This is a genomic window from Maribellus luteus, from assembly GCF_003576475.1.
GTDB lineage: Bacteria > Bacteroidota > Bacteroidia > Bacteroidales > Prolixibacteraceae > Draconibacterium > Draconibacterium luteum.
Genome location: NZ_QWGR01000004.1, coordinates 420,051 through 440,309 on the forward strand (window position 1 = coordinate 420,051; position 20,259 = coordinate 440,309).

Genomic DNA, 20,259 nt, shown 5'->3' on the forward strand with positions numbered 1-20,259 from the left:
GTTACTTTTGCATTCAATTATTTTCTGTCAAATAATTGTACCGTTGTTTTGTTTGTATTAGAAGAAAGTCAAATAAGAATGGAGAGGTAGGAATCTTTAAAATACATACTTATGATTTTAACTTATTGGTTTATTAATTAATTCCAAAAGTTTTAAATCCTGATCTTTATTGGCTCCTGAAATTTCAGGTTTAACAGAGCAAATATATTTTCGTTCTTTTGAGAAATAGTTTGTTTTTTTTGTCTTTACAAATCTGGCTTGAAACATAGTGGCACCAACTCGAACTTTAATAGGATTGTGGCTTGTATTTGTTATTTCTAATGAAAAACACCCACAATATCCCGGCTGTATTACAGTTGACAAATTAATTCCGAGTCTGTTGTATGAGCTTCGTGGAGATAAAATTGCAGAAACATTTTCGGGGAGCTTAACATATTCCAAAGTTGCACCTAATACAGTTTGTCCCGGGTGAAAAAGAAAAGTATCTCCAAAGTTTCTTCTAGTTTCTTGAAAAAAATGATAAAATGCTCCATCTGTTGGAATATGGCTTGCAGAGTTTAAATATGGATGTCTGCCCTGAATCGAAACAAGAAAATCATATCCGAGCCTAAAGTCAATAGTCATCTCGTTGATTTGAGAATTGTCAAGTAATGGGCTGATTATCAGCTTTTCTTGTTTGATAAGTTTTTCGAGTTGATTTTTAGCTAAGAACATTTTTTGATTTTTCCCAATTTGAAGTTACAATGTAATTTCCTATAGACTTTTCCACAAGGTTGTTGATTATTTCATAAACCTTGGAAGATATAAGTGGATATTTAAAATTATTTTGCTTTTCTATTTGATTAGTATATGTATCGTACAATTCCCATGCAGCAACAAATACTGAACTCAATTCGTCTCCGGTTTTTATTTCAATAGGTAGAAGTTTAATCAAATTTGAATTTTTTATTTCAGAGGAGTACCTAACTTTAAGTTCTTTTCCAGAAGTCAAGTTAATAGCAACCTTAAGATCATTAATGAATGTGCTACTATTATTTTTTAAAAAATCTTTGACCAAATCTCCCCGGTTTTTTGTTGAAGGGTGTGTTCCACTTATTGCGTGAGCAGCTAGAGGTCCACCGGATACATAGTTCAACAAATTCTCTGAGTATTTGCCTATATATTGAGCTGCAAAAAGATCACTAAAATATTCTCGAAGGTGCGAGGTTAATACATCTAAATATTCTCTTTTCCAAAATTCGTATGGAAAGAACTTTTGAAATTCAACTAAATCTGAAGCATTATATTTTTTGTTATTGTATTTATCTTGTATTTCAATAGCGAATGGAGCGGTAATTTGGTATTTAAAATCAATAAAATGACCGAGTTCATGATAAAGAACTATGTTTGAAAAATAATCTCTGGCAAGAAATTTTGGTAGATTTATCTGAATTAACCGATATTCAAATGTTAGGTTATATACTTTTTGAATAATATTATAAGCTACATCATCTAGAGCAAGATTTCCGTCAAAGCTGTAAAAATCATCATAACTATTAATTAGCGATGTAACTATTACAAACTTTTCATTAGAAGGGTCAACCCATTCGTCTAGGGCATGTTGCAAACAGTGTATGATTTCAAATGGGAACTGATTTGTTGTACTGGAATCTAATATTCCAAGACTTTTGAAAATGAAATTTATTATTCTTCTTCTTTCTTCAATTTGAGCAGAATTGAAAAGAGTAAAGTTTTCGTCGCTAATCGCTTTTATTAAATATTTTAAAGTTTCTTGATAATGATCTTTCCCTTTATCAAAATAAGTATTGTGCTTGGATTTTTCCCAAGCTTTTATGAGTTGGCTGAAATGTAATCTTAGTGCTTGGACCTCCATTCTTAGTGCATTATCAACTCACTCTCATTTTGCATTTTATCATAGAGGTATTGATATTCCTCATTTTTGATGTTTTGAATATCAATTGTGTTTAAGAATTCCGTAAAACGTGTACTTAAATGATAAATTAAAGCAAAATATGAACGATTAACAGTGTACATGTTTTTATCACCTTTTGATAGAGAATAAGCTTCAGAAATAATATTGTCTACGGAATTTTTGTAAACGTTATTGCCATTCAGTATTTGATAGACAAATAGCTGAAATGTGCTAAAAGTTGGTTTGGATGAAGTTGCTGAGTGAAGCATTTTAAAAGTTTTTTGGTGTTTCTAAAGTTACATAAAACGTAGTTCAATATCCATGCCTAAAAACATTCATAGGTAAAAAAAATGTTTTGTTCGTAACGAATAAACGATAAAAATGTAATTATGGTTTAAATATATGGCAAGAATATAATTAAAAAAATAAGAATAAGCTATTTAAATTCATTATTATTAACTCAACTGTGTTCACATCTGGGGGTATTTCATCTTCATTTTTCACAAATAGTCGATTTTTTAACTATACTTTTTCCAGATATCATTAGACTTATATTAATAAATGCTTTTCTGAAAGTATGCTATTGGATCATGAGGCTAATCCTTGCACCAATTGCTTTGTTTGCAACCATTACTACTTTTTTAAACTAAAAGTCGGAACATAAAAATTAGTATCCCCACAGAAAGTTCAATTGATCCGGTTTTATCGACGGAATCGGAATTTATGCCGCTTGGGTAAAATGGATTAGTTCACGAAATGGAATAAAGTTGGGATTTGGAAAATAAAAAAGCCGGTTAAAAACCGGCTTCTGAGTAGCGGGGACCGGACTTGAACCGATGACCTTCGGGTTATGAGCCCGACGAGCTGCCAACTGCTCCACCCCGCAATGTATCTTTATTTCTGTTGAAATGTCTTCTTGAACGCGGGTGCAAATATAACAGCTTTTTTATAATCTGCAAAAAAGTTTGCAATTCCTTTTTATTTGGAATCATTTTGAGTAAAAATAAAGCCTCTTATCCTGCCCGCTTTATCTATGCATGAAAGATCAAAAGCGGTGTGTTACTGTGAAATACCATCTCACGGGCGATGCTCGGGTTAAAAAGCCGCGAAATCATATTTCTTTTGTGCGATGTCAGCGACAAAAGGTCCACTTCCGAATTTTTGATGTATTCTTCGATCGAATTCAGCACATCGTTGCCCTCGAGCAGCTGACAATTGAAGTTTCGCTTCTCGTATTTTTTCTGAAGTACCTCGCGCATTCCTTCCAAACGGGCCAGGTCCCAGCCGTTTTGACGGGGTTGTCCCACGTGCACACAGGTCAGTTGTATTTCGAAAGGCTGAAGCAGATCGAGTAGTTTATCGATGGCCACAAAGTCTTTTTCATCAAAATTGGTCGCATACAGAACATTGTTAAACGCTGTAACTTTCTTTTCCGGCGCATTTTTCGGGATCACCAAAACCGGCACATTGGCGTTGTACATAATATCGGCGGTTACGCTGCCCACAATGCCGTGCGGATAGTTGTCGCCACCGCTTCCGACAACGATCAGCAACGGACGGTTTTTACGAGCATAAGCCAGAATATCTTCTTCGGGATAGCCCGATTTGATGATGTAATAGGTTTCCACTGATTTCCATACTTCATCGCCCACTTCCTTCGACAGTTCCTGAATAAAGGTCTGAAAATCTTCGTTGGCAGTTTTCTCGGCGTGTTCGATCTTAAACAGCGTACTGGAATCGAAAGCATAAATATCGCTGTAAGGCACCGAATGAATAATCGGATTAATAAAGCTGTGCATAAAAACCAGGTCCGCTTTCAGGTGAGTGGCAATGTCAACCGCCAGACGGGCCGCTTTTTTGGAAGCTTCTGAAAAATCAACCGGAACAAGGATTTGCTTCAAACTGCTGCTTTCTTCTTGTTTCGTAATGGAAACTTTTGTTCCCAGAAATTCTTCGAGTTCGTAAACAGCTCTTGGAATGTCTTTTTCAAGGATCTTAATCCTAACAGTAGCAGATGTTTCACCCTGAATCAGGTAGATATCTTCGAGTTCACAATTAACGCCCTTTTCTTCGAGCATCATCTTGAATATATGTGCTTTTGAATAGGGCAATACAACCAGAGTAACCAGTTTTTCTTCCATGACTTTTAGTTTTTGTTGTTCTTATTTCCCGTTCTTGTATTCGAGATGAATAGATATTATGTTTCAAAAAACGACAACAAAAAGGGCGGTCCGAATATCGAACCGCCCCGTGTGCGTATTACTAACACTTCCCTCGGAATCAGATTCCGAAAGCTTCTTTAATCGGATTTACAAAATCAAGTTTTTCCCAGGTAAACAGTTCCACTTCTTTTTCCACTTTTCCGAAGTATGGAGATTCAAAGGTTTTGGTAACGGTCGACGGAGTACGTCCCATGTGTCCGTAAGCAGCTGTTTCCAGGTAAATTGGGTTGCGCAATGCCAGTCTTTTTTCGATGGCCGACGGGCGCAGGTCGAAAATGGCTTTTACTTTTTCAGCAATCTCAGCATCGCCAATGTTTACGTTCGAGCGGCCGTAGGTATTTACAAAAACACCCACCGGCTGGGCAACACCAATGGCATAAGCCAGTTGTACCAGCACTTCGTCAGCAACACCCGCAGCTACCAGGTTTTTGGCTATGTGGCGCGATGCATAAGCTGCCGAACGGTCTACTTTCGACGGGTCTTTGCCCGAGAAAGCGCCGCCGCCATGAGCTCCGCGGCCCCCGTAAGTATCCACAATAATTTTGCGGCCGGTAAGTCCGGTATCGCCGTGTGGCCCGCCAATCACAAATTTGCCTGTTGGGTTTACGTGGTAAATAATATCGTTTCCGAATAATTTCTGAACACGTTCCGGAAGTTTGGCTACTACGCGGGGGATCAAAATGTTGATCACGTCTTCTTTAATTTTAGCAAGCATAGGCTCGTCGGCGTCAAACTCGTCGTGTTGCGTAGAAACCACAATGGTGTGGATTTTTACCGGCTCGTTTGCTTCGTTGTATTCCACCGTTACCTGCGATTTGGCATCCGGACGAAGATAAGTCATCGTTTTTTCTTCGCGGCGAATGTCGGCCAGTTCCAGTAAAATCAGGTGCGACAATTCCAGCGTCAACGGCATGTAGTTGTCGGTGTCTTTGCAGGCGTAACCAAACATCATTCCCTGGTCGCCGGCGCCCTGGTCGTCTTTGTCTTGCTTGTCAACGCCGCGGTTGATGTCGGCACTTTGTTCGTGAATGGCGGTAAGCACACCGCACGAATCACCGTCGAAACGGTAAGCAGCCTTGGTGTAGCCTATGTCGTTGATCACCTTACGGGCCACTTCCTGTACGTCCACGTACGTTTTTGATTTTACTTCGCCGGCAACAACTACCTGCCCGGTAGTTACCAGTGTTTCAATGGCTACTTTTGAGTCAGCATCGAATGCCAGAAACTGGTCGAGCAATGCGTCTGAAATCTGATCGGAAACCTTGTCCGGATGACCTTCAGAAACCGATTCGCTTGTAAATAAATAATGCATAAAATCCCTTTTTTAAGCTGAAAACGTTCAGCATGTTAAACATTAAATAAAACTGCGGGATGTTCGATTGATAGTGAAAAATGCGATTGTTTTAGCGTTTTTTTCATGTGGTTGCAATCAATCTCAAATCTTTCCACGTAGCGGGCACAAATGTAAGGTGTTTATTTTGAATAAAAAAAGACTTATTTGAATTTATTCCGGATAATGAAATTTCTATTCAGTGAATTAAAAACTGCGACTTACAATTCAAACATTGCTTTAATATCCGGATAATAGCTTCTGCCGCTGGTAATTTTGCTCTGGTTGTAATCGTCAAGGATCAAAACAAAGCGGTTGTTGAAATGCTTCCTTATTTCTTTCAGTAAATTTTTATTGACGAGGAAGGATTTATGTACCCGGATAAAATAGTCGGGCAATTTTTCTTCCAGTCTCTTTAAGCTCGAATCCAGTACGTATGACTTGGCATGTTTGGTAACAACGGTAACATATTTCTCATCGGCCTGAATGTAGGATACTTCGTCGAGCCGGACAAAAATCACGCGGTCGCCAACTTTTACCGGAAGCGAAGTGGCTTCATTTTTCCTGTGTTCCCGGTTAAACTGTGCAATTAGTTTGTTGAGGTCAATTTCCGGACTGTTTTCGTTGAGCTGATTCAGTTTGGCAATGGTTTTGGCAAACCGTTCTTTCGTTAGTGGTTTTACCAGGTAGTCGATACAGTTCGTATCGAAAGCCTGCAAAGCAAATTCGTCGTAGGCCGTGCAAAAAATTACTTTTGGGAGGTAGTCCAGTTTCTTCAGTACATCAAATCCACTGATTACGGGCATTTGAATGTCCAGGAAAATGTACTCAGGGTGTAGCCGGTTGATTTTTTCAATCGCTTCCTCACCGTTTTCGGCTTCGGCAATTATTTCAAACTTATCCGGGTGTTCTCCGGCCAAGGTTTGCAAACGCAAACGCGCCAGGGGTTCATCGTCAACAATTATCGTTTTCCAGGGTTGGTTGAGTTTCATTGGTTGAACTGATTTTTCAGGATTATCCGAATGTGTTTGTTTTCTCCGTTTTCCCAGTTAATACGGGCGTCGTTTCCATAAATTATGTCGAGTTTGTCGTGCAGGTTTTGCAGTCCGTAACCGCTCACCGGTTCTGCCGGAAAATCGGGGCCATTGTCTGCAATGCTTATTATCAGGTTTTTTTCAATCCGTTTCACTTCAACGGAAACTTTCCCTGTGCTTTTTATTTTTGAGAGCCCGTGTTTTATCGCATTTTCCACCAGCGGCTGAATCAGAAATTTTGGGATTTGTTTTTCAAGCGTACTTTCATCGGAATGAATCTCGTACACCAGTTTGTCACCAAAACGGTTTTTTTCAATCTCGAGGTATTTTTTAACCATTTCCAGCTCTTCGGCAACCGTTACAAAGGTTTTGTTTTCTTTATTGATCGAGTACCGGAACAGTTCCGAAAGTCCCGTGGCCATGTTTTCGGTTTTATCGGCATCGATATGCGCCAGACTGGCGATTGAATTCAACGAATTGTACAGGAAATGCGGGTTGATACGCGAGTGCAGGGCATTTAATTCGGCCTGGTTTTTCAGTTCTTTCATTTTGGCTATTTCCACATCTTTTTGGTTTACCATGCTTTGGATACGATGGTTGGACCAATTAAGCAGTATGCGTAAAAATGCAGTGATAATTGCAGCAAGAGCAAATGTTGGGCTGATAAGGCCCGGTTTTGTCGAGATGTTTGTGAAATTTAGATGCTGAAGTGCTATAAATATTAAAATTTCAAACAAATGACCCATTAGAAATGCGATGATTGTGGTAAAGAAAATAATGGTTTGTCGCTGAAGGAACTTTTGACTGTTCTTTAATAAGAAACGTTCACTGTAATATAGGAATGGAATTGCAATTAAACCTAAAGGCAGATAAGCTAAAATAAAGAATGCAAGATTGGAGAAATAGTGTGTGCTTTGTGAGCTAATGAATGCCGGAAGTATGAATATCCAGTAGATGAGGCCTGTTAAAATCAATACAAGAAATCCGGCTTTGAAGTAGTCTTTTAGTTTATGAGTAGTTTTTTTTACATATCTGGATTGTATAAAAAGTAATCCTATAGCTGCAATAATTATTGAAATAAAAGTAAGAAAAAACTTTAGGGTTGATTTGTACCGGATGTTCCAATAATATAGATAACCATATGTTTTGATGGTGTTCTTCTTTAAGTCGTGATAAAAATTTGTGGAATATAATTTTTTGATGATTTCTTTATCGATGTCGGAAAAGGCTATGTATTCAGGCTTGTCTTTATAGTAAAATATCCCTCCATAGCCGATAATGTCAGCATCAAAGTGAAATAATTTGGTAAGGCTTCGAATGGTATAAAAGTAGTAGTCTCTTAACTTTTCTTCGTATGAGTTTATATAACGAAGATTGAAATCTAATTCAACTTTTTGGATCACATACTCTTCTGTGTCCATATCTTGATTTAGACCTAACCCATCATTAGAAGGTAATATTGATATAATAAAATTGGCACTATCCTTTACCAACGTTACTTGAACCGTTTCGGTTAAGGAGTTTAAATCATTTATAAGTGTTTGAAAGATGGTAGAATCTTCCTGATTGGGACTCCCTTTTAGTTGTATGCGGATGTCCTCTTCGAAACGGTACGCGTAGGAACTATAATCGCTAAAAAGTCTGGCTGTGATGATGTCCCAGACAACGTCTTCGTTAACAGAACTATTCTGTGCTGACACTGTGTTTAGTGAAATCGAGAATATAATCAGGATAAATAACAACTGTTTCATAATGGAAAGATTTTAGTTTTGGGTCAAATAAACAGTGTTATCATTTGCTAATTCAGCTTTTTCCGATGAAGTGCTGAATTTAGGGAATATTCTGCTTTTTCTTTTAATAGAATTCGTTTTTACAGTTGTCTTATAAATATCCAATCTTGCATATCATAGTTAAAGAAACTCTCCCTCATGGGCTTGTCCCAAAAGTGAATATCACGCAAAGCGCGCCAAGATTTACTAAAAAGTACGCAAAAGGAGAAGCTGAGTATGAGGATTCTGCGACCTTTGCGCTTCTTTTGTGTCTTTGCGTGAAATTGATTTTACCAACTTTTTGGACAGCCTCTGATTTTTACGAAGTAATAATCAGGGTGAGTATTTCATAAACATGTCCGTTATCTGTTCATATATTGCTCAGTTGTAACGATAAACCAGGCGGCTTGGGTAACGCAGTTATTCATCTAATTTATTATCTGGCAGCTAATTGCTTTCACCAAAGGAGTATTCACAACCGAATCGGGCTGTTAATGAGATATTGGATGGCATTTGTGGAACCGGTTGTCTCGCATCTCGCGACTCGTGTATCAAATCTTATTCTGTGTCAACTGATGAAAAACGTTCTCCAGGTTTTTCTGTTTCTCGTGAAGTGTGAGAAGTGTAAGTTGGTTTTGTACGGCAAATTCAAATACAGCGGCCCGGATATCTGCTCCGGATGCGGCTTCCAGTTCCCAGCCGTTTCCGTTTGGAAGCGCATTTTGCACTCCGGGAATCTGCAATAAACTCTCGTGCCCAACCGGGGTGGCAAACTCGGCAAATACCACCTGGTTTTGCTGAAGGCTTCCCGATTTTACTTCCGAGATGCTACCGTCGGCTACAATTTTTCCCCGGTTAATAATGATCACCCGGTTGCAGACAGCCTCTACTTCCTGCATAATGTGCGACGAAAGGATCACCGTTTTTTCGCGGCTGATGGTGCGGATCAGGTGGCGGATTTCTTCCAGCTGGTTGGGATCGAGCCCGGTGGTTGGTTCATCCAAAATCAGAATCGACGGATCATGGATCAGGGCTTGTGCCAGCCCCACACGCTGGCGGTAGCCTTTCGAGAGAGCACGAATTTTTTTATGCTGTTCCAATCCCAGGCCGGTAAGCTCCACCATTTCGGCCACCCGTTTCTTTACGTTTTTCAGTCCGTAAAAACCGGCCGTAATTTCGAGGTATTCCTTGATGTACAGGTCGGGGTAGAGCGGGTTGTGTTCAGGCAGGTAGCCAATGTCTTTTTTGTAAGCCAGATCGCCGGGCAAAACCTTTTCGCCATGAATAAGAAACTCTCCCGAATCGGCAGGCAGGTAGCCGGTAATGATTTTCATCATTGTAGATTTTCCTGCTCCGTTAGGTCCCAGAAAACCAACTAATTCACCTTTTCTGACAGATAAGCTTACCGTATCCAATGCACGTTGCTTTCCGTATAATTTGCTGATATTTCGGGTTTCGATGCTCATTTGCTTATTTGGAATGAACAAAAATAGCGGAATGTTTTTATTTTAGAAGCATTCACTTAAATTTGCAGTTCAGCTTAACAGATTTAATTAAATGAAGGACCGTCATTTCAACTACATTCAAGACCTTACCAAATATCAGCGGCAGGATACTACCGAAGTGAATATTGGAGGTGTTGCCGTGGGAGGAAGTAATCCGATTCGTATTCAGACCATGACCGATACTGATACGAGTGATACGGATGCAACAGTGGAGCAGATTATTCGGGTAGTAAAGGCGGGAGCCGATTATGTAAGGGTTACCGTAAAAAGCATGCAGGACGCCGAAAGCCTGCAAATTATTAAAAAGGAGTTGGTTGGCAGAGGATACAATACCCCGCTGGTGGCCGATATTCATTTTAATCCGCGTTTGGCAGAAGTGGCTGCTCAATATGTTTCCAAGGTGCGTATCAACCCCGGTAATTTTTACGACAAGAGAGCGCAGTTCAAGAATAAAATATACACCGACGAAGAGTACAAAAACGAACTCGAAATCATCGAGAAGCAGTTTGTTCCTTTTCTTGAGGTGCTGAGAAAAACGAATACCTGTCTTCGGATCGGGGCCAATCATGGTTCGTTGTCCGACAGGGTGATGAGCCGTTTTGGCGACACGCCTGCAGGTATTGCGGAATCGGTGCTGGAATTCCTTCGCATTTGTAAGAAAGTGAATTTCAACAATGTGGTGGTTTCCATCAAATCGAGTAACACCCGAGTGATGGTTTATACGGCGCGTTTGCTTAATTTCAAAATGCGCCTCGAAGATATGCAGTTCCCGTTCCACCTCGGGGTAACCGAGGCCGGAGAAGGAGAAGACGGCCGCCTGAAATCGGCGGTTGGGATCGGAGCTCTTTTGGCCGATGGGATTGGTGATACCGTAAGAATTTCGCTGACCGAAAAACCGATCAACGAGATTCCGGTGGCCATGAAACTGGTCAACCATTTCAGAACTTACCAGAACCATGCACCCATAACGGCGCCGATGATCGGGCAAACGAACCCGTTTGAATACGAACGTCGCGATACGCGCCCGGTGCTGAACATGGGCGGAAAACAACTCCCGGTGGTAGTAGCCGATTTGGGCGACCACAGTTTGCGTGAAATGATTCCGATCCGCGGGAAACTGATTCCCGAGTATTTCTTGTCAGGCAACCGTGTGTTGGATATCGAAGGTGAAGAATACCCGGTGATAACGCTCGAAGAATACTTGTTTGAAAGTACGCGTTGGGGAAGGATGAAATTTATCCGCACCAACAAAGCCGAGTTCGACAAGTTTATGGACCTTCACCCTGAAATTATCATGAAACTCAAACAGACACGTAAAACGGTGCTGATACTGGAGAGTTTCAATGCCAACCCGATGGCGGAACTCCGTGCCTTCTTTATGGCGCTGGAAACACACATCTGGAAGGTGCCGGTAATCTTGTATCGCCGCTACAACGAAAGTCGCCTCGAAGACCTGCAGATCAAGTCTTCTGCCGATTTGGGCGGTTTGCTGATCGATGGTTACGGAGATGGTATCTGTATTTCGAACGACCACGAAAATATCACGTTCACCGAGCTGAAAGACCTGAGTTTTGGCGTTTTGCAGGCCAGCCGTATGCGGGTGTCAAAAACCGAATTTATTTCGTGCCCGGGTTGCGGACGAACGCTGTTTAACCTGCACGAAACCACCAAGCAGGTCAAGGAACATTTCAAACACCTCGATCATTTGAAGATCGGGATTATGGGTTGCGTGGTAAACGGACCCGGCGAAATGGGCGATGTGGATTATGGTTTTGTGGGTGCCGGAAACAACAAGGTAAACCTGTACAAAGGTTTGAAACCAATAAAACGGCACATCCCGTACGAAGATGCTGTGGAAGAACTGGAGCAACTGATTCGTGAAAACGGCGACTGGAAAGATCCGGTGGATTAGTGTCGAATCAATAATCCTCGTGTTTTTTGCGAAATAGCATCAAGCGGTTTTAGTTTGAAATGACTGATTGGACGGGTTGGATTGATTCAATCTACCTCAATCTGTTTTCAATCTACTTCCATCCTTTATTTCTCGTGTGTTGCATAAAGGGGGCAGAATAAGTTTTTTACCTTTACGCGATAAACCATTAATTTTTTTCGATGGCACGAACTTACTGGAAACCAGGTACGATCATTTACCCGCTTCCGGCCGTAATGGTGAGCTGTGGCGAAACACCCGAAGAATACAACATTATTACGATTGCCTGGACAGGTACGATCAACAGCGATCCCCCGATGTGTTATATATCGGTGAGACCCGGGCGGCATTCCTACGAAATTATCAAGCGAACCGGCGAGTTTGTGATCAACCTGACCACCGAGAAACTGGCAAAAGCCACCGACTGGTGTGGTTGCCGGTCGGGCCGTAAATTCAACAAGTGGAAGGAAATGAACCTGACTCCCGGTGAAGCCAAATATGTAAAGGCTCCCATTATCGAAGAATCGCCGGTAAACATCGAGTGCCGGGTAAAGGAGATCGTGGAACTGGGCTCGCACCACATGTTTATCTCCGAAGTACTGGGCGTTTCGATCGACGATACTTACATCAACGAAAAAGACGCGTTCAGCTTTTCCAAGGCCAACCCGTTGGTGTACAGTCACGGTCATTATTTTGGAATGGGAAAGAAAATCGGAAAGTTCGGGTGGAGTGTTGAGAAAAAGAGGAAACGAAAAAAATAGACTTCATTTGAACAAAGCAAACCCGGCTTTGTCTTTTAGGAAATCAAATAATCAGTGTAGAACTTAATCTTTAAACATGAAGAGAATTTACTTGCTATCAATTGTTTTTTTAATGAATATTGGAATGATCAACGCACAGAATAACCCATTGCTGGGCACGTTTAACACGCCGCATGAAACGGCCCCTTTTAACGAAATCAAAAACGAACACTTTTTACCGGCTTTCAAAGCTTCCATCGAAGCGGGCGAGAAAGAGCTGGAAGCCATCAAAAGCAACCCGGAAGCTCCGACTTTCGAAAATACCATTGTTGCGCTCGACCATGTGGGGCGCTTGCTGGGCCGCACTTCGGGTGTGTTCTTTAACCTGCTGGGTGCTGAAACCAACGAGGAGCTGCAAGGTATTGCACAGGAAGTTTCACCTTTGCTGACCAAGTTTCAGAACGATGTTTCGCTGGACCCGGTATTGTTTGAAAAAGTGAAGAAAGTATACCAGCAAAAAGATCAGTTAAACCTGGATGCTGAGCAGAAAACCTTGTTGGAAAATAGCTACGAAGGTTTTGTTCGGAAAGGAGCCAATCTTTCGGAAGCTGACAAGGCGAAATTCAGGGCCATTAGCACCGAATTGTCAAAACTCAGCCTGACTTTTGATGAAAATGTGCTGAAAGAAACCAATGCCTACGAGCTTGTTATTACGAATAAGGAAGAACTGTCGGGTTTACCCGAAGGCGAACTGGAAGCAGCAGCAGGCCGTGCCAAAGCAAAAGGCAAGGAAGGCTGGCTGTTTGATATTACGCAGCCCAGTTTTGGCCCGTTTATGAAATATGCCGACAATCGCGATTTGCGTAAAACGCTTTACATGGCGTATAGCTCGAAGTCGTTTAAAGGCGATGAGCTCGATAACCAGGAAAATGTGAAACGCATTGCTGAACTTCGTTTGCAACTGGCGCAACTGCTGGGGTATAAAAATTATGCCGATTATGTGCTCGAACGCCGCATGGCCATTAATCCGGCCGGTGTGTACGGTTTGCTCAACGATTTGTACGAAGCTTCGTACAAAGTGGCGCTTCAGGAGAAACAGGAAATACAGGAATTTGCAGCAACCGAAGGTTTTGAAGGGGAGCTGATGCCCTGGGACTGGAGCTATTACAGCGAGAAACTGAAAGTAAAAAAATTCGATCTCAACGATGAGATGTTAAAACCATATTTCGAGTTAAGCCGGGTTACTGAAGGGGTACTGGGGCTTGCCACCGACTTGTTTGGAATTACTTTCAGGGAAAACAAAGACATTCCTGTCTACAATCCGGAAGTAACAGCCTACGAGGTGTTTGACGCTGATGGTACATTCCTTTCGGTGTTTTATACTGATTTTCATCCGCGTCCGGGAAAACAGGGCGGTGCCTGGATGAACGATTTCAAAGGCCAGTGGAAAGAAAATGGAGTTGACTCGCGGCCACATGTTACGATTGTGATGAACTTTACCCGCCCCACCGAAACCAAACCGGCTTTGCTTACTTTTTACGAGGTGGAAACGCTGATGCACGAGTTTGGTCATGCCTTACACGGAATGTTGGCTAATTCAACTTATTCAAGCCTTTCGGGAACCAATGTTTACCGCGACTTTGTGGAATTGCCTTCACAAATCATGGAAAACTGGGCCACACAAAAAGAATTCCTGGATCGCTTTGCCAAGCATTATCAAACCGGAGAAACCATTCCGGCCGAGCTGGTGCAGAAAATCGTGGATTCGCAAAACTACCTGGCAGGATACCTTTCCATTCGTCAGTTAAGTTTTGGCTACCTCGACATGGCGTGGCACACGCTCGAGAAGCCCTATACCGGCAGTGTGAAAGACTTTGAAGAGCAGGCCTGGAAAAAGACACAGATCTTCCCGGCAGTCGACGGAGTTTGTATGAGTACACAGTTCGGGCACTTGTTTGCAGGTGGTTATGCTGCCGGCTATTACGGCTACAAATGGGCCGAAGTGCTGGATGCCGATGCCTTTAGCGTTTTCAAGGAGAAAGGACTGTTTAACAAGGAAGTGGCAGCTTCGTTCCGTAAAAACATTTTGGAAAAAGGCGGCACCGAACATCCGATGGAATTGTACAAACGTTTCCGCGGGCACGAACCAACGGTGGATGCTCTGCTCGAACGCAGCGGTTTACAGTAAGCTACAAGCGACACAATATTGGAAATGGCATCCCGGTTTTGGGGTGCTATTTTTGTTTATCGAGTATCGCACAACGAGCTGGGTACAGTGTTCAAAAGCAGATAGCTTGTTGGGATAATACAGAATTCGATTTATATCTTTATCGATAAAAATTGCTTACAATAAAACGATGAGAACCAGTAAATATCAAATGCGGCGGGGGCTTTCAAAAACCGATAGGAAAGTGTTGAGAACTCAATATATAAACGTATTAGGCTTATGTGTATTAGTCTTTGTTCTTACTACAGTTGTTGGAGTTACTATTTACGAGTTATTTTTCGATTTGAATCCTGATGCCCTCCATACTAAAATGATGATTTATGTTTCAATGGGAACACTGATCTTGTCAATAATGCTATATTTTCTAATAAGCCATAAGTATTACCGCGATTTGCAATTCAACGAAAAAATCCAGCTAACAAAAACTTTGACGGGCAAATCAAAAACCGCTGATTACGCTGCTTCTGTACGTGGCAATAGTATGTCGAAGACTTATACCGTAAGATTTGAGTTCCTTGTGGATGATATAAAGTTCAACGTTGATAAAGAACTATTTGAACGTTGTGCAGAGGGGGACAAACTGATTTTTAATTATGCCCTTAAAAGCCACTATTTATTGAGTATTGAGAAAGCAGATTAAAGTGCTGTTTGCTCTTATTCGAAGCGAGGAAATGACTGTGCGTAGTTTAAAAGCTTTGATACCAGACTTTGGCATTTCCCGAATATATTTTATCTACCACCTCCTTCGGAAGTTTTAGCCCTTTAAATTCTCCTTCAATAAGATTGCTTTTCATGGTATTATCGGTGATCAGGTATTCCCAATCGTACAGCCAGGTTGCATGCATTCTTTTTTGGAACGACTCAGCATCTCTTCCGCTGTCGATGATATCGGTTCCGTAAAGCAAACGGTCCTGGTATTTTATAAAGAAATCGCGCACTTTATCGTGGTTTTCGCGGGTTTGGTAGAAGAGCTGTCCCATTCGTGCAGCCATGTCAACAGCGGCGTTCGGATATTTATCGAGCCACTCAGATAGCGTATCGACATTCCATTCGAGGCTTGCCAGGTGGCATCCAATAAAGATGAGGTCAGGGTTCTTGTCCAGCATCCTGTCGCGGGCCGCCATTTGTTCCTCGTAGCTGGGAAACTCAGGGTGCTTGTACATATGGTACTGCGGATGTCGCGAAAAATAACCACTGTCGTTTTTGGTGGTCATTTCTTCCAATGGTAACCAGCAGTTTTTGGGTTCTCCCAAATGTCCGACAAGGGGGATCTTGTTATCCGCAAGGTGCTGAAAGACAGGATCGAACTGCGGATCGTCAATCATCACCAAAACACTGTCGGAGTTTCGGTATTCCATCCCAATGTTTTTCCACACTTTCACTGCAATGGCTCCGTCGGCAAGGCTTTGTTTTAACCACAACAGGGTATTGTCAGACCAGGCTGGGTTGTCCCAGTCGTCCATACAAAACGTTGTTGTATATTCTATTTCGTGTTGAAGTTCCTGCTTAAGTTTCACCAGCTCCTGGTGCGTATCAAGCACCCTTTCGCAAGTGCCTGAATGGGTGTTGATGGAAAGAAGCCTGAAGTTGTCTTTTCGGGCCTGGTCGATCGAAACATTCTGGCTCGAATAAATGTGGTAGTGAGCATCGATTTTCGGGACTGATGAAAAATCATCCATCGAATAATAATTGCCACACGAATAAATGAATGGAGTTAACAAGCTAAGCAGAGCAATCCGGAATTTCATACAATTAAGTTTATTTGGATTTAGAGGGCCGTCGATCGACGGGTGAAACTCGCACGTTTTTCAATTAAGCTAATGGGAATAGTTGTTTTACATGCTCGTTTCATAATGATACAGATTTAGTTGAGCAGATGAAGGTAAGAAAATTTTACTTCTTGCTGCGGAGCCGGATTTTATCTGAAAAAAGATGATATCCTTTTTTGTAGTGTGTCGAAATACTAATTTTTGTTTAGGTGACTAACAAGAGGTTGCTATTGGCCCGGGGAATGCATTGGCAACTTGCCATTCCGGTTTCGGTCTGGAGATATACAAAAGTTTCCCTACCTTTGCCGCCCTTAATAACAACAGAATAGAGAAAAACCATGTCAGACGAAATGAAACAATGTCCGCAATGTGATTGCCCGTACGGATATTTTGTGAGAGAAGATGCGTATGCCTGTCCCGAGTGCAACCATGAATGGAACCCCGCAGAAGTGGCCGATGAGGATACACTGGTGGTAAAAGACGCCAACGGAAACATATTGCAGGATGGCGACTCGGTGATCGTAATAAAAGACCTGCCTGTAAAAGGAGCTTCGGGACCGATTAAAGCGGGTACCAAAGTAAAACGAATTCGTTTGGTGGAAGGCGACCACAACATCGACTGTAAAATTGACGGGTTTGGTGCCATGGGCTTAAAGTCGGAGTTTGTCAGAAAAGGTTAGCACGAAAAGAGTGGGGAGGCTACGAGTTTCGCTAATAACATAAGGATCTTTACTCTCGATCCGGTAAATTCAGTTAATTTTAACCGAAACTAACTTTAACAACCGGAGACAATGAACCGAATGTCAATCGCCTTCCTCTTTTTACTCTCTGCGTTTTCAATAAATGCCCAAACCGACACTGTCACTGGCATAATACCTGAAATAAGGTCGAAAATTCGAAGTGCTATTATTCCAGCACAACGTGATGCCTTTTCCGCAAACGATACGGTCCCATTTGTTCAGATCAGTAAAACAACGACCTTTTCCGAAGGTGTTGCTTGCTTTGTCGATGGAAAATTAATGGATCCTTCCGTTTTGAAAACCATTAACCCAGCCAGTATTGAGCATTTCAGTATAAAAAAGGACGCGATAGAAATTGCGGGGAAGAAATATCCCGGACAGATTCATGTTGAGATTAAAGAAGGCCACCATCCCCGGTTTGTTTCTCTGAATGATTTAAAGGGTAAATACATCCCCGACAATCACCAGCCAACTTTGTTTATGATTAACGATGATTTTGTAAAAGAAGATTACAACTCTTTTTTGGTGGATGAAAAATACATCCTTAAAATTATTGTTGATAAAGTGGAAACCTTGGAAAAACCATTGACAATAATTCGGTTGCTGACCCGCACCGAGGAGAATTTGAAGGAAGCCAATACGATTTATATCCGGTGATATTTGTTTTTCCTGAATTAATCTGCGTTTCAAAAAAGTACCAGAATAACAGATTTTTCTGTTATTTTCCGTGAATGAAAGCTTTCCTTTTGATAACTATTTGTTGGTGGCTGCCGTTTTGGGTGAGTGGGCAGCTTCTTCCCGGTTTTGAAAAATATGCCTCGTTTAACGAACAGCAGATGGTGCTGGAGGGAGCTCCGGCAAATACCCGTGTTCTGATTAATGCACCGCTTGATGGGTTTGGAAAACGGGACCAGGTTTTGTTGATTTTTTATGCCCTCCCGAACGGAAACACCCTTGAACAGACCTTTGGGAAAACACCAAAAGAAGGCGATGACTGGCATTTTAACATTCAGCATATCGGAGCTCAAACCCGTTTCTTAAGAGGTGTTGTTGCGCAAAAGACGATTGTGGTGGCATACCTCGAAACTACCTGTAAAAGCTGGCCTTTGTGGAAGAAAAACAACCCGGATTATTTGAAAGATACTAAAAAAATAGTAGATGAAGTCACAGACGTGTTCTCGGCCTGGAATCCGCAGGTAGTTTTGAATGGTCACAGTGGTGGAGGACGCTTTATTTTTAGTTACCTGGAAGCGGTGGAGGTAATTCCGGACAATGTAAAACGCATCGCTTTTTTGGACAGTGATTACGGGTACGAAGATTCGATTCACGGCCCGCAACTAACTGATTGGCTAAAGGCTGGGAAGGATCGTTTTTTAACGGTGCTGGCCTATAACGACAGTGTGGTTGAGTACAACGGAAAACCGCTGGTTTCGCCAACAGGCGGCACCTGGTACCGGAGCCGGATGATGAAGAAATATTTAGCCCGGTCTTTTCAATTCCGAGAAGAAGGGAACGATTCGCTTTTGTGGTACCGATCACCCGGAAATAAAATAGAGTTTATTCTAAAGACCAACCCGGAAGGAAAGATCTTTCATACGGTTCAGGTAGAACGAAATGGTTTTATCCACAGCATTTTGAGTGGAACAAAGCACGAGCAGAAAGGATACTCTTATTTTGGTGAAAGAGCCTACGAAAATTATATTTCAGAATCAATCGCTCTCCCCATACGGCAACTGAATATCCCGCTGCGAAAAACAGATGCCGAACCCGGGGCCGTTTTTATGAAGCGCATCGAAAATTTGTCTCTCGAAGAGCGGGAAGAAGAAATTTACAAAGCACTGGCCGGTGGAAATCTGCCCGGGTTTTTACGGAGAACGGTTTCTTTAAAAGCCAATTTTGCGGATGCTGCAGGCGTGGTTCATAAAATAGAATACCAGGTTATGCCCGATTACCTGGCGGTTGGAAGCGACGATGATTACTGCCGGATTCCGATGAATCCCCGCACTGCGCAGCGACTGGCTACTTTGTTTGGAGCCTCGCTTATCACTTCCAAAATCAGCGATGATATTTATGAAAAGGCGGAGATTAAATTGGCGCCCTTTCCCTACAAACCGGTAGGCAATGCCAACGAAACCGTTCAGAAGTTTGTTGAGCATAATTCGCAGATTGAAAAGCAAATGTGCGAAGCAGGAGGAACCCGCGGGCAGCTTGTTGCCGGAATAAAAAAGGACGTAATACTTTCGGGGCGGATGGCGCAACAGCCCGATAAAGTAGTGATTTATGGCTGGCACCAGCCCGATGGTAAACCCATTCAGCCGGTTTACAGCGGGCATGTTTACTGGTATGTGGATTACAGTCACGGAATAAGGTTGATAAATAACCAGGTTTTGCTGGACGGGAAGCCTGCATTGTTGTCTGATATTTTACAAGATCCTGTACTTTTTAAGGTTTTCAGTAATGAAGATTCGCCAATGCCTCAACCTGTTTATCTTAGCAGTAAAAAAGAATGATCGAACTATTACGTCAACGCCGGAGTATCCGGAAATATACCGCACAAGCCATTGAACCTGGAAAACTGGAAATTCTCAAGGAAGCAGTTTTGCGTTCCCCGTCTTCAAAAAACATCAATCCCTGGGAGTTTATTTTTGTGGATGACCCGGCTTTGATTGCAGAGATGAAGAACTGCAAGCCGCATGGTGTTGCCCCGTTAACAAGTGCCCCGTTGGCAGTGGTTGTATGCGGCGATGAGAACCTAAACGACGTTTGGGTGGAAGATTGTTCCATCGCATCGATTCTGTTACAATTAACGGCACAATCGCTCGATTTGGGCAGTTGCTGGATTCAGGTTCGCGAACGCATGCATTCCGAAACGGCTTCTTCGGAAAAATTCATTCAGAATTTATTCAGCATTCCCGAAAATTTCAGGGTGCTAAGCATTGTTACCATCGGCTATCCTGAGAAAGGGAGAGAAGGCAAACCTTTTGAAGAATTGCAGTTTGAGAAGATCAGGTTGAACCGGTTCTAACAAACCATCCACCTGCTTTCGCTATAAAAACAAAGGAACCGTTTTCTTTTAGAGAG

The 20,259-nt window shown here is 42.1% G+C and carries 16 protein-coding genes and 1 tRNA gene; 8 read left to right on the top strand and 9 right to left on the bottom strand.

What is annotated here, in order from left to right; all coding sequences use genetic code 11:
- Positions 1-117: 117 nt before the first annotated feature.
- From dcd to gldA, 8 genes are all read right to left on the bottom strand, one after another.
- A complete protein-coding gene (dcd, locus tag D1614_RS09870; protein ID WP_119437743.1) occupies positions 118-714 on the bottom strand; it encodes a dCTP deaminase in 597 nt (198 codons plus the stop codon).
- A complete protein-coding gene (locus D1614_RS09875; RefSeq protein ID WP_119437744.1) occupies positions 701-1,873 on the bottom strand; it encodes a hypothetical protein in 1,173 nt (390 codons plus the stop codon). Before D1614_RS09875 ends, dcd begins: the two co-directional genes overlap by 14 nt.
- A gap of 852 nt (positions 1,874-2,725) precedes the next feature.
- A tRNA-Met gene (locus D1614_RS09885) sits at positions 2,726-2,798 on the bottom strand.
- Positions 2,799-2,943: 145 nt separating this feature from the next.
- Positions 2,944-4,053: a universal stress protein gene (locus D1614_RS09890; RefSeq protein WP_119437746.1), complete on the bottom strand. Its 1,110-nt coding sequence runs from the start codon at positions 4,051-4,053 to the stop codon at positions 2,944-2,946.
- Between the two features lie 139 nt (positions 4,054-4,192).
- Entirely contained in the window at positions 4,193-5,446 is a 1,254-nt protein-coding gene (metK, locus tag D1614_RS09895; RefSeq protein WP_119437747.1) for a methionine adenosyltransferase, read from the bottom strand.
- A gap of 239 nt (positions 5,447-5,685) precedes the next feature.
- Complete coding sequence (locus D1614_RS09900) at positions 5,686-6,456, bottom strand: LytR/AlgR family response regulator transcription factor (protein ID WP_119437748.1); 771 nt, start codon at positions 6,454-6,456, stop codon at positions 5,686-5,688.
- Positions 6,453-8,249, bottom strand: coding sequence for a sensor histidine kinase (locus D1614_RS09905; protein WP_119437749.1), 1,797 nt, complete (start codon positions 8,247-8,249; stop codon positions 6,453-6,455). Before D1614_RS09905 ends, D1614_RS09900 begins: the two co-directional genes overlap by 4 nt.
- 569 nt (positions 8,250-8,818) lie before the next feature.
- Positions 8,819-9,733 carry a gliding motility-associated ABC transporter ATP-binding subunit GldA gene (gene gldA / locus D1614_RS09915; RefSeq protein WP_119437751.1) on the bottom strand — a complete coding sequence of 305 codons (915 nt, stop codon included), beginning with the start codon at positions 9,731-9,733 and terminating at the stop codon, positions 8,819-8,821.
- Between the two features lie 91 nt (positions 9,734-9,824).
- Here gldA and ispG point away from each other — a divergent pair, with 91 nt between their 5' ends.
- From ispG to D1614_RS09935, 4 genes are all read left to right on the top strand, one after another.
- A complete protein-coding gene (gene ispG, locus D1614_RS09920) occupies positions 9,825-11,684 on the top strand; it encodes a (E)-4-hydroxy-3-methylbut-2-enyl-diphosphate synthase (RefSeq protein ID WP_119437752.1) in 1,860 nt (619 codons plus the stop codon).
- A 200-nt stretch (positions 11,685-11,884) separates the two neighbouring features.
- Positions 11,885-12,463, top strand: a complete 579-nt coding sequence (locus tag D1614_RS09925) for a flavin reductase family protein (RefSeq protein ID WP_119437753.1) — start codon at positions 11,885-11,887, stop codon at positions 12,461-12,463.
- Between the two features lie 76 nt (positions 12,464-12,539).
- Positions 12,540-14,630, top strand: a complete 2,091-nt coding sequence (locus D1614_RS09930) for a M3 family metallopeptidase (RefSeq protein WP_175579275.1) — start codon at positions 12,540-12,542, stop codon at positions 14,628-14,630.
- Between the two features lie 169 nt (positions 14,631-14,799).
- Complete coding sequence (locus tag D1614_RS09935; RefSeq protein ID WP_119437754.1) at positions 14,800-15,309, top strand: hypothetical protein; 510 nt, start codon at positions 14,800-14,802, stop codon at positions 15,307-15,309.
- A gap of 46 nt (positions 15,310-15,355) precedes the next feature.
- Here the strand turns inward: D1614_RS09935 and D1614_RS09940 are convergent, their stop codons facing one another.
- Complete coding sequence (locus D1614_RS09940; protein ID WP_119437755.1) at positions 15,356-16,417, bottom strand: amidohydrolase family protein; 1,062 nt, start codon at positions 16,415-16,417, stop codon at positions 15,356-15,358.
- Positions 16,418-16,776: 359 nt separating this feature from the next.
- Between D1614_RS09940 and D1614_RS09945 the strand changes: the two genes are divergently transcribed.
- The 4 genes from D1614_RS09945 (at position 16,777) to D1614_RS09960 (ending at position 20,203) form a co-directional block, all read left to right on the top strand.
- On the top strand, positions 16,777-17,118 hold the full coding sequence (locus D1614_RS09945) for a zinc ribbon domain-containing protein YjdM (protein WP_119437756.1): 342 nt from the start codon (positions 16,777-16,779) through the stop codon (positions 17,116-17,118).
- A gap of 111 nt (positions 17,119-17,229) precedes the next feature.
- Positions 17,230-17,835: a hypothetical protein gene (locus tag D1614_RS25555; RefSeq protein ID WP_147384146.1), complete on the top strand. Its 606-nt coding sequence runs from the start codon at positions 17,230-17,232 to the stop codon at positions 17,833-17,835.
- A gap of 89 nt (positions 17,836-17,924) precedes the next feature.
- A complete protein-coding gene (locus tag D1614_RS09955) occupies positions 17,925-19,688 on the top strand; it encodes a hypothetical protein (RefSeq protein ID WP_147384147.1) in 1,764 nt (587 codons plus the stop codon).
- Positions 19,685-20,203 (top strand): nitroreductase family protein, encoded by a 519-nt coding sequence (locus D1614_RS09960; RefSeq protein ID WP_119437759.1) that lies wholly within the window; start codon positions 19,685-19,687, stop codon positions 20,201-20,203. The genes D1614_RS09955 and D1614_RS09960 overlap by 4 nt, the downstream gene beginning before the upstream one ends.
- The last annotated feature ends 56 nt before the right edge of the window (positions 20,204-20,259 follow it).

What these genes read in the sequence shown, in the direction of transcription:
- dcd (WP_119437743.1), bottom strand. Translation starts at nt 714, where the DNA reads ATGTTCTTAGCTAAAAATCAACTCGAAAAACTTATCAAACAAGAAAAG.
- D1614_RS09875 (WP_119437744.1), bottom strand. Translation starts at nt 1,873, where the DNA reads ATGGAGGTCCAAGCACTAAGATTACATTTCAGCCAACTCATAAAAGCT.
- D1614_RS09890 (WP_119437746.1), bottom strand. Translation starts at nt 4,053, where the DNA reads ATGGAAGAAAAACTGGTTACTCTGGTTGTATTGCCCTATTCAAAAGCA.
- metK (WP_119437747.1), bottom strand. Translation starts at nt 5,446, where the DNA reads ATGCATTATTTATTTACAAGCGAATCGGTTTCTGAAGGTCATCCGGAC.
- D1614_RS09900 (WP_119437748.1), bottom strand. Translation starts at nt 6,456, where the DNA reads ATGAAACTCAACCAACCCTGGAAAACGATAATTGTTGACGATGAACCC.
- D1614_RS09905 (WP_119437749.1), bottom strand. Translation starts at nt 8,249, where the DNA reads ATGAAACAGTTGTTATTTATCCTGATTATATTCTCGATTTCACTAAAC.
- gldA (WP_119437751.1), bottom strand. Translation starts at nt 9,733, where the DNA reads ATGAGCATCGAAACCCGAAATATCAGCAAATTATACGGAAAGCAACGT.
- ispG (WP_119437752.1), top strand. Translation starts at nt 9,825, where the DNA reads ATGAAGGACCGTCATTTCAACTACATTCAAGACCTTACCAAATATCAG.
- D1614_RS09925 (WP_119437753.1), top strand. Translation starts at nt 11,885, where the DNA reads ATGGCACGAACTTACTGGAAACCAGGTACGATCATTTACCCGCTTCCG.
- D1614_RS09930 (WP_175579275.1), top strand. Translation starts at nt 12,540, where the DNA reads ATGAAGAGAATTTACTTGCTATCAATTGTTTTTTTAATGAATATTGGA.
- D1614_RS09935 (WP_119437754.1), top strand. Translation starts at nt 14,800, where the DNA reads ATGAGAACCAGTAAATATCAAATGCGGCGGGGGCTTTCAAAAACCGAT.
- D1614_RS09940 (WP_119437755.1), bottom strand. Translation starts at nt 16,417, where the DNA reads ATGAAATTCCGGATTGCTCTGCTTAGCTTGTTAACTCCATTCATTTAT.
- D1614_RS09945 (WP_119437756.1), top strand. Translation starts at nt 16,777, where the DNA reads ATGTCAGACGAAATGAAACAATGTCCGCAATGTGATTGCCCGTACGGA.
- D1614_RS25555 (WP_147384146.1), top strand. Translation starts at nt 17,230, where the DNA reads ATGAACCGAATGTCAATCGCCTTCCTCTTTTTACTCTCTGCGTTTTCA.
- D1614_RS09960 (WP_119437759.1), top strand. Translation starts at nt 19,685, where the DNA reads ATGATCGAACTATTACGTCAACGCCGGAGTATCCGGAAATATACCGCA.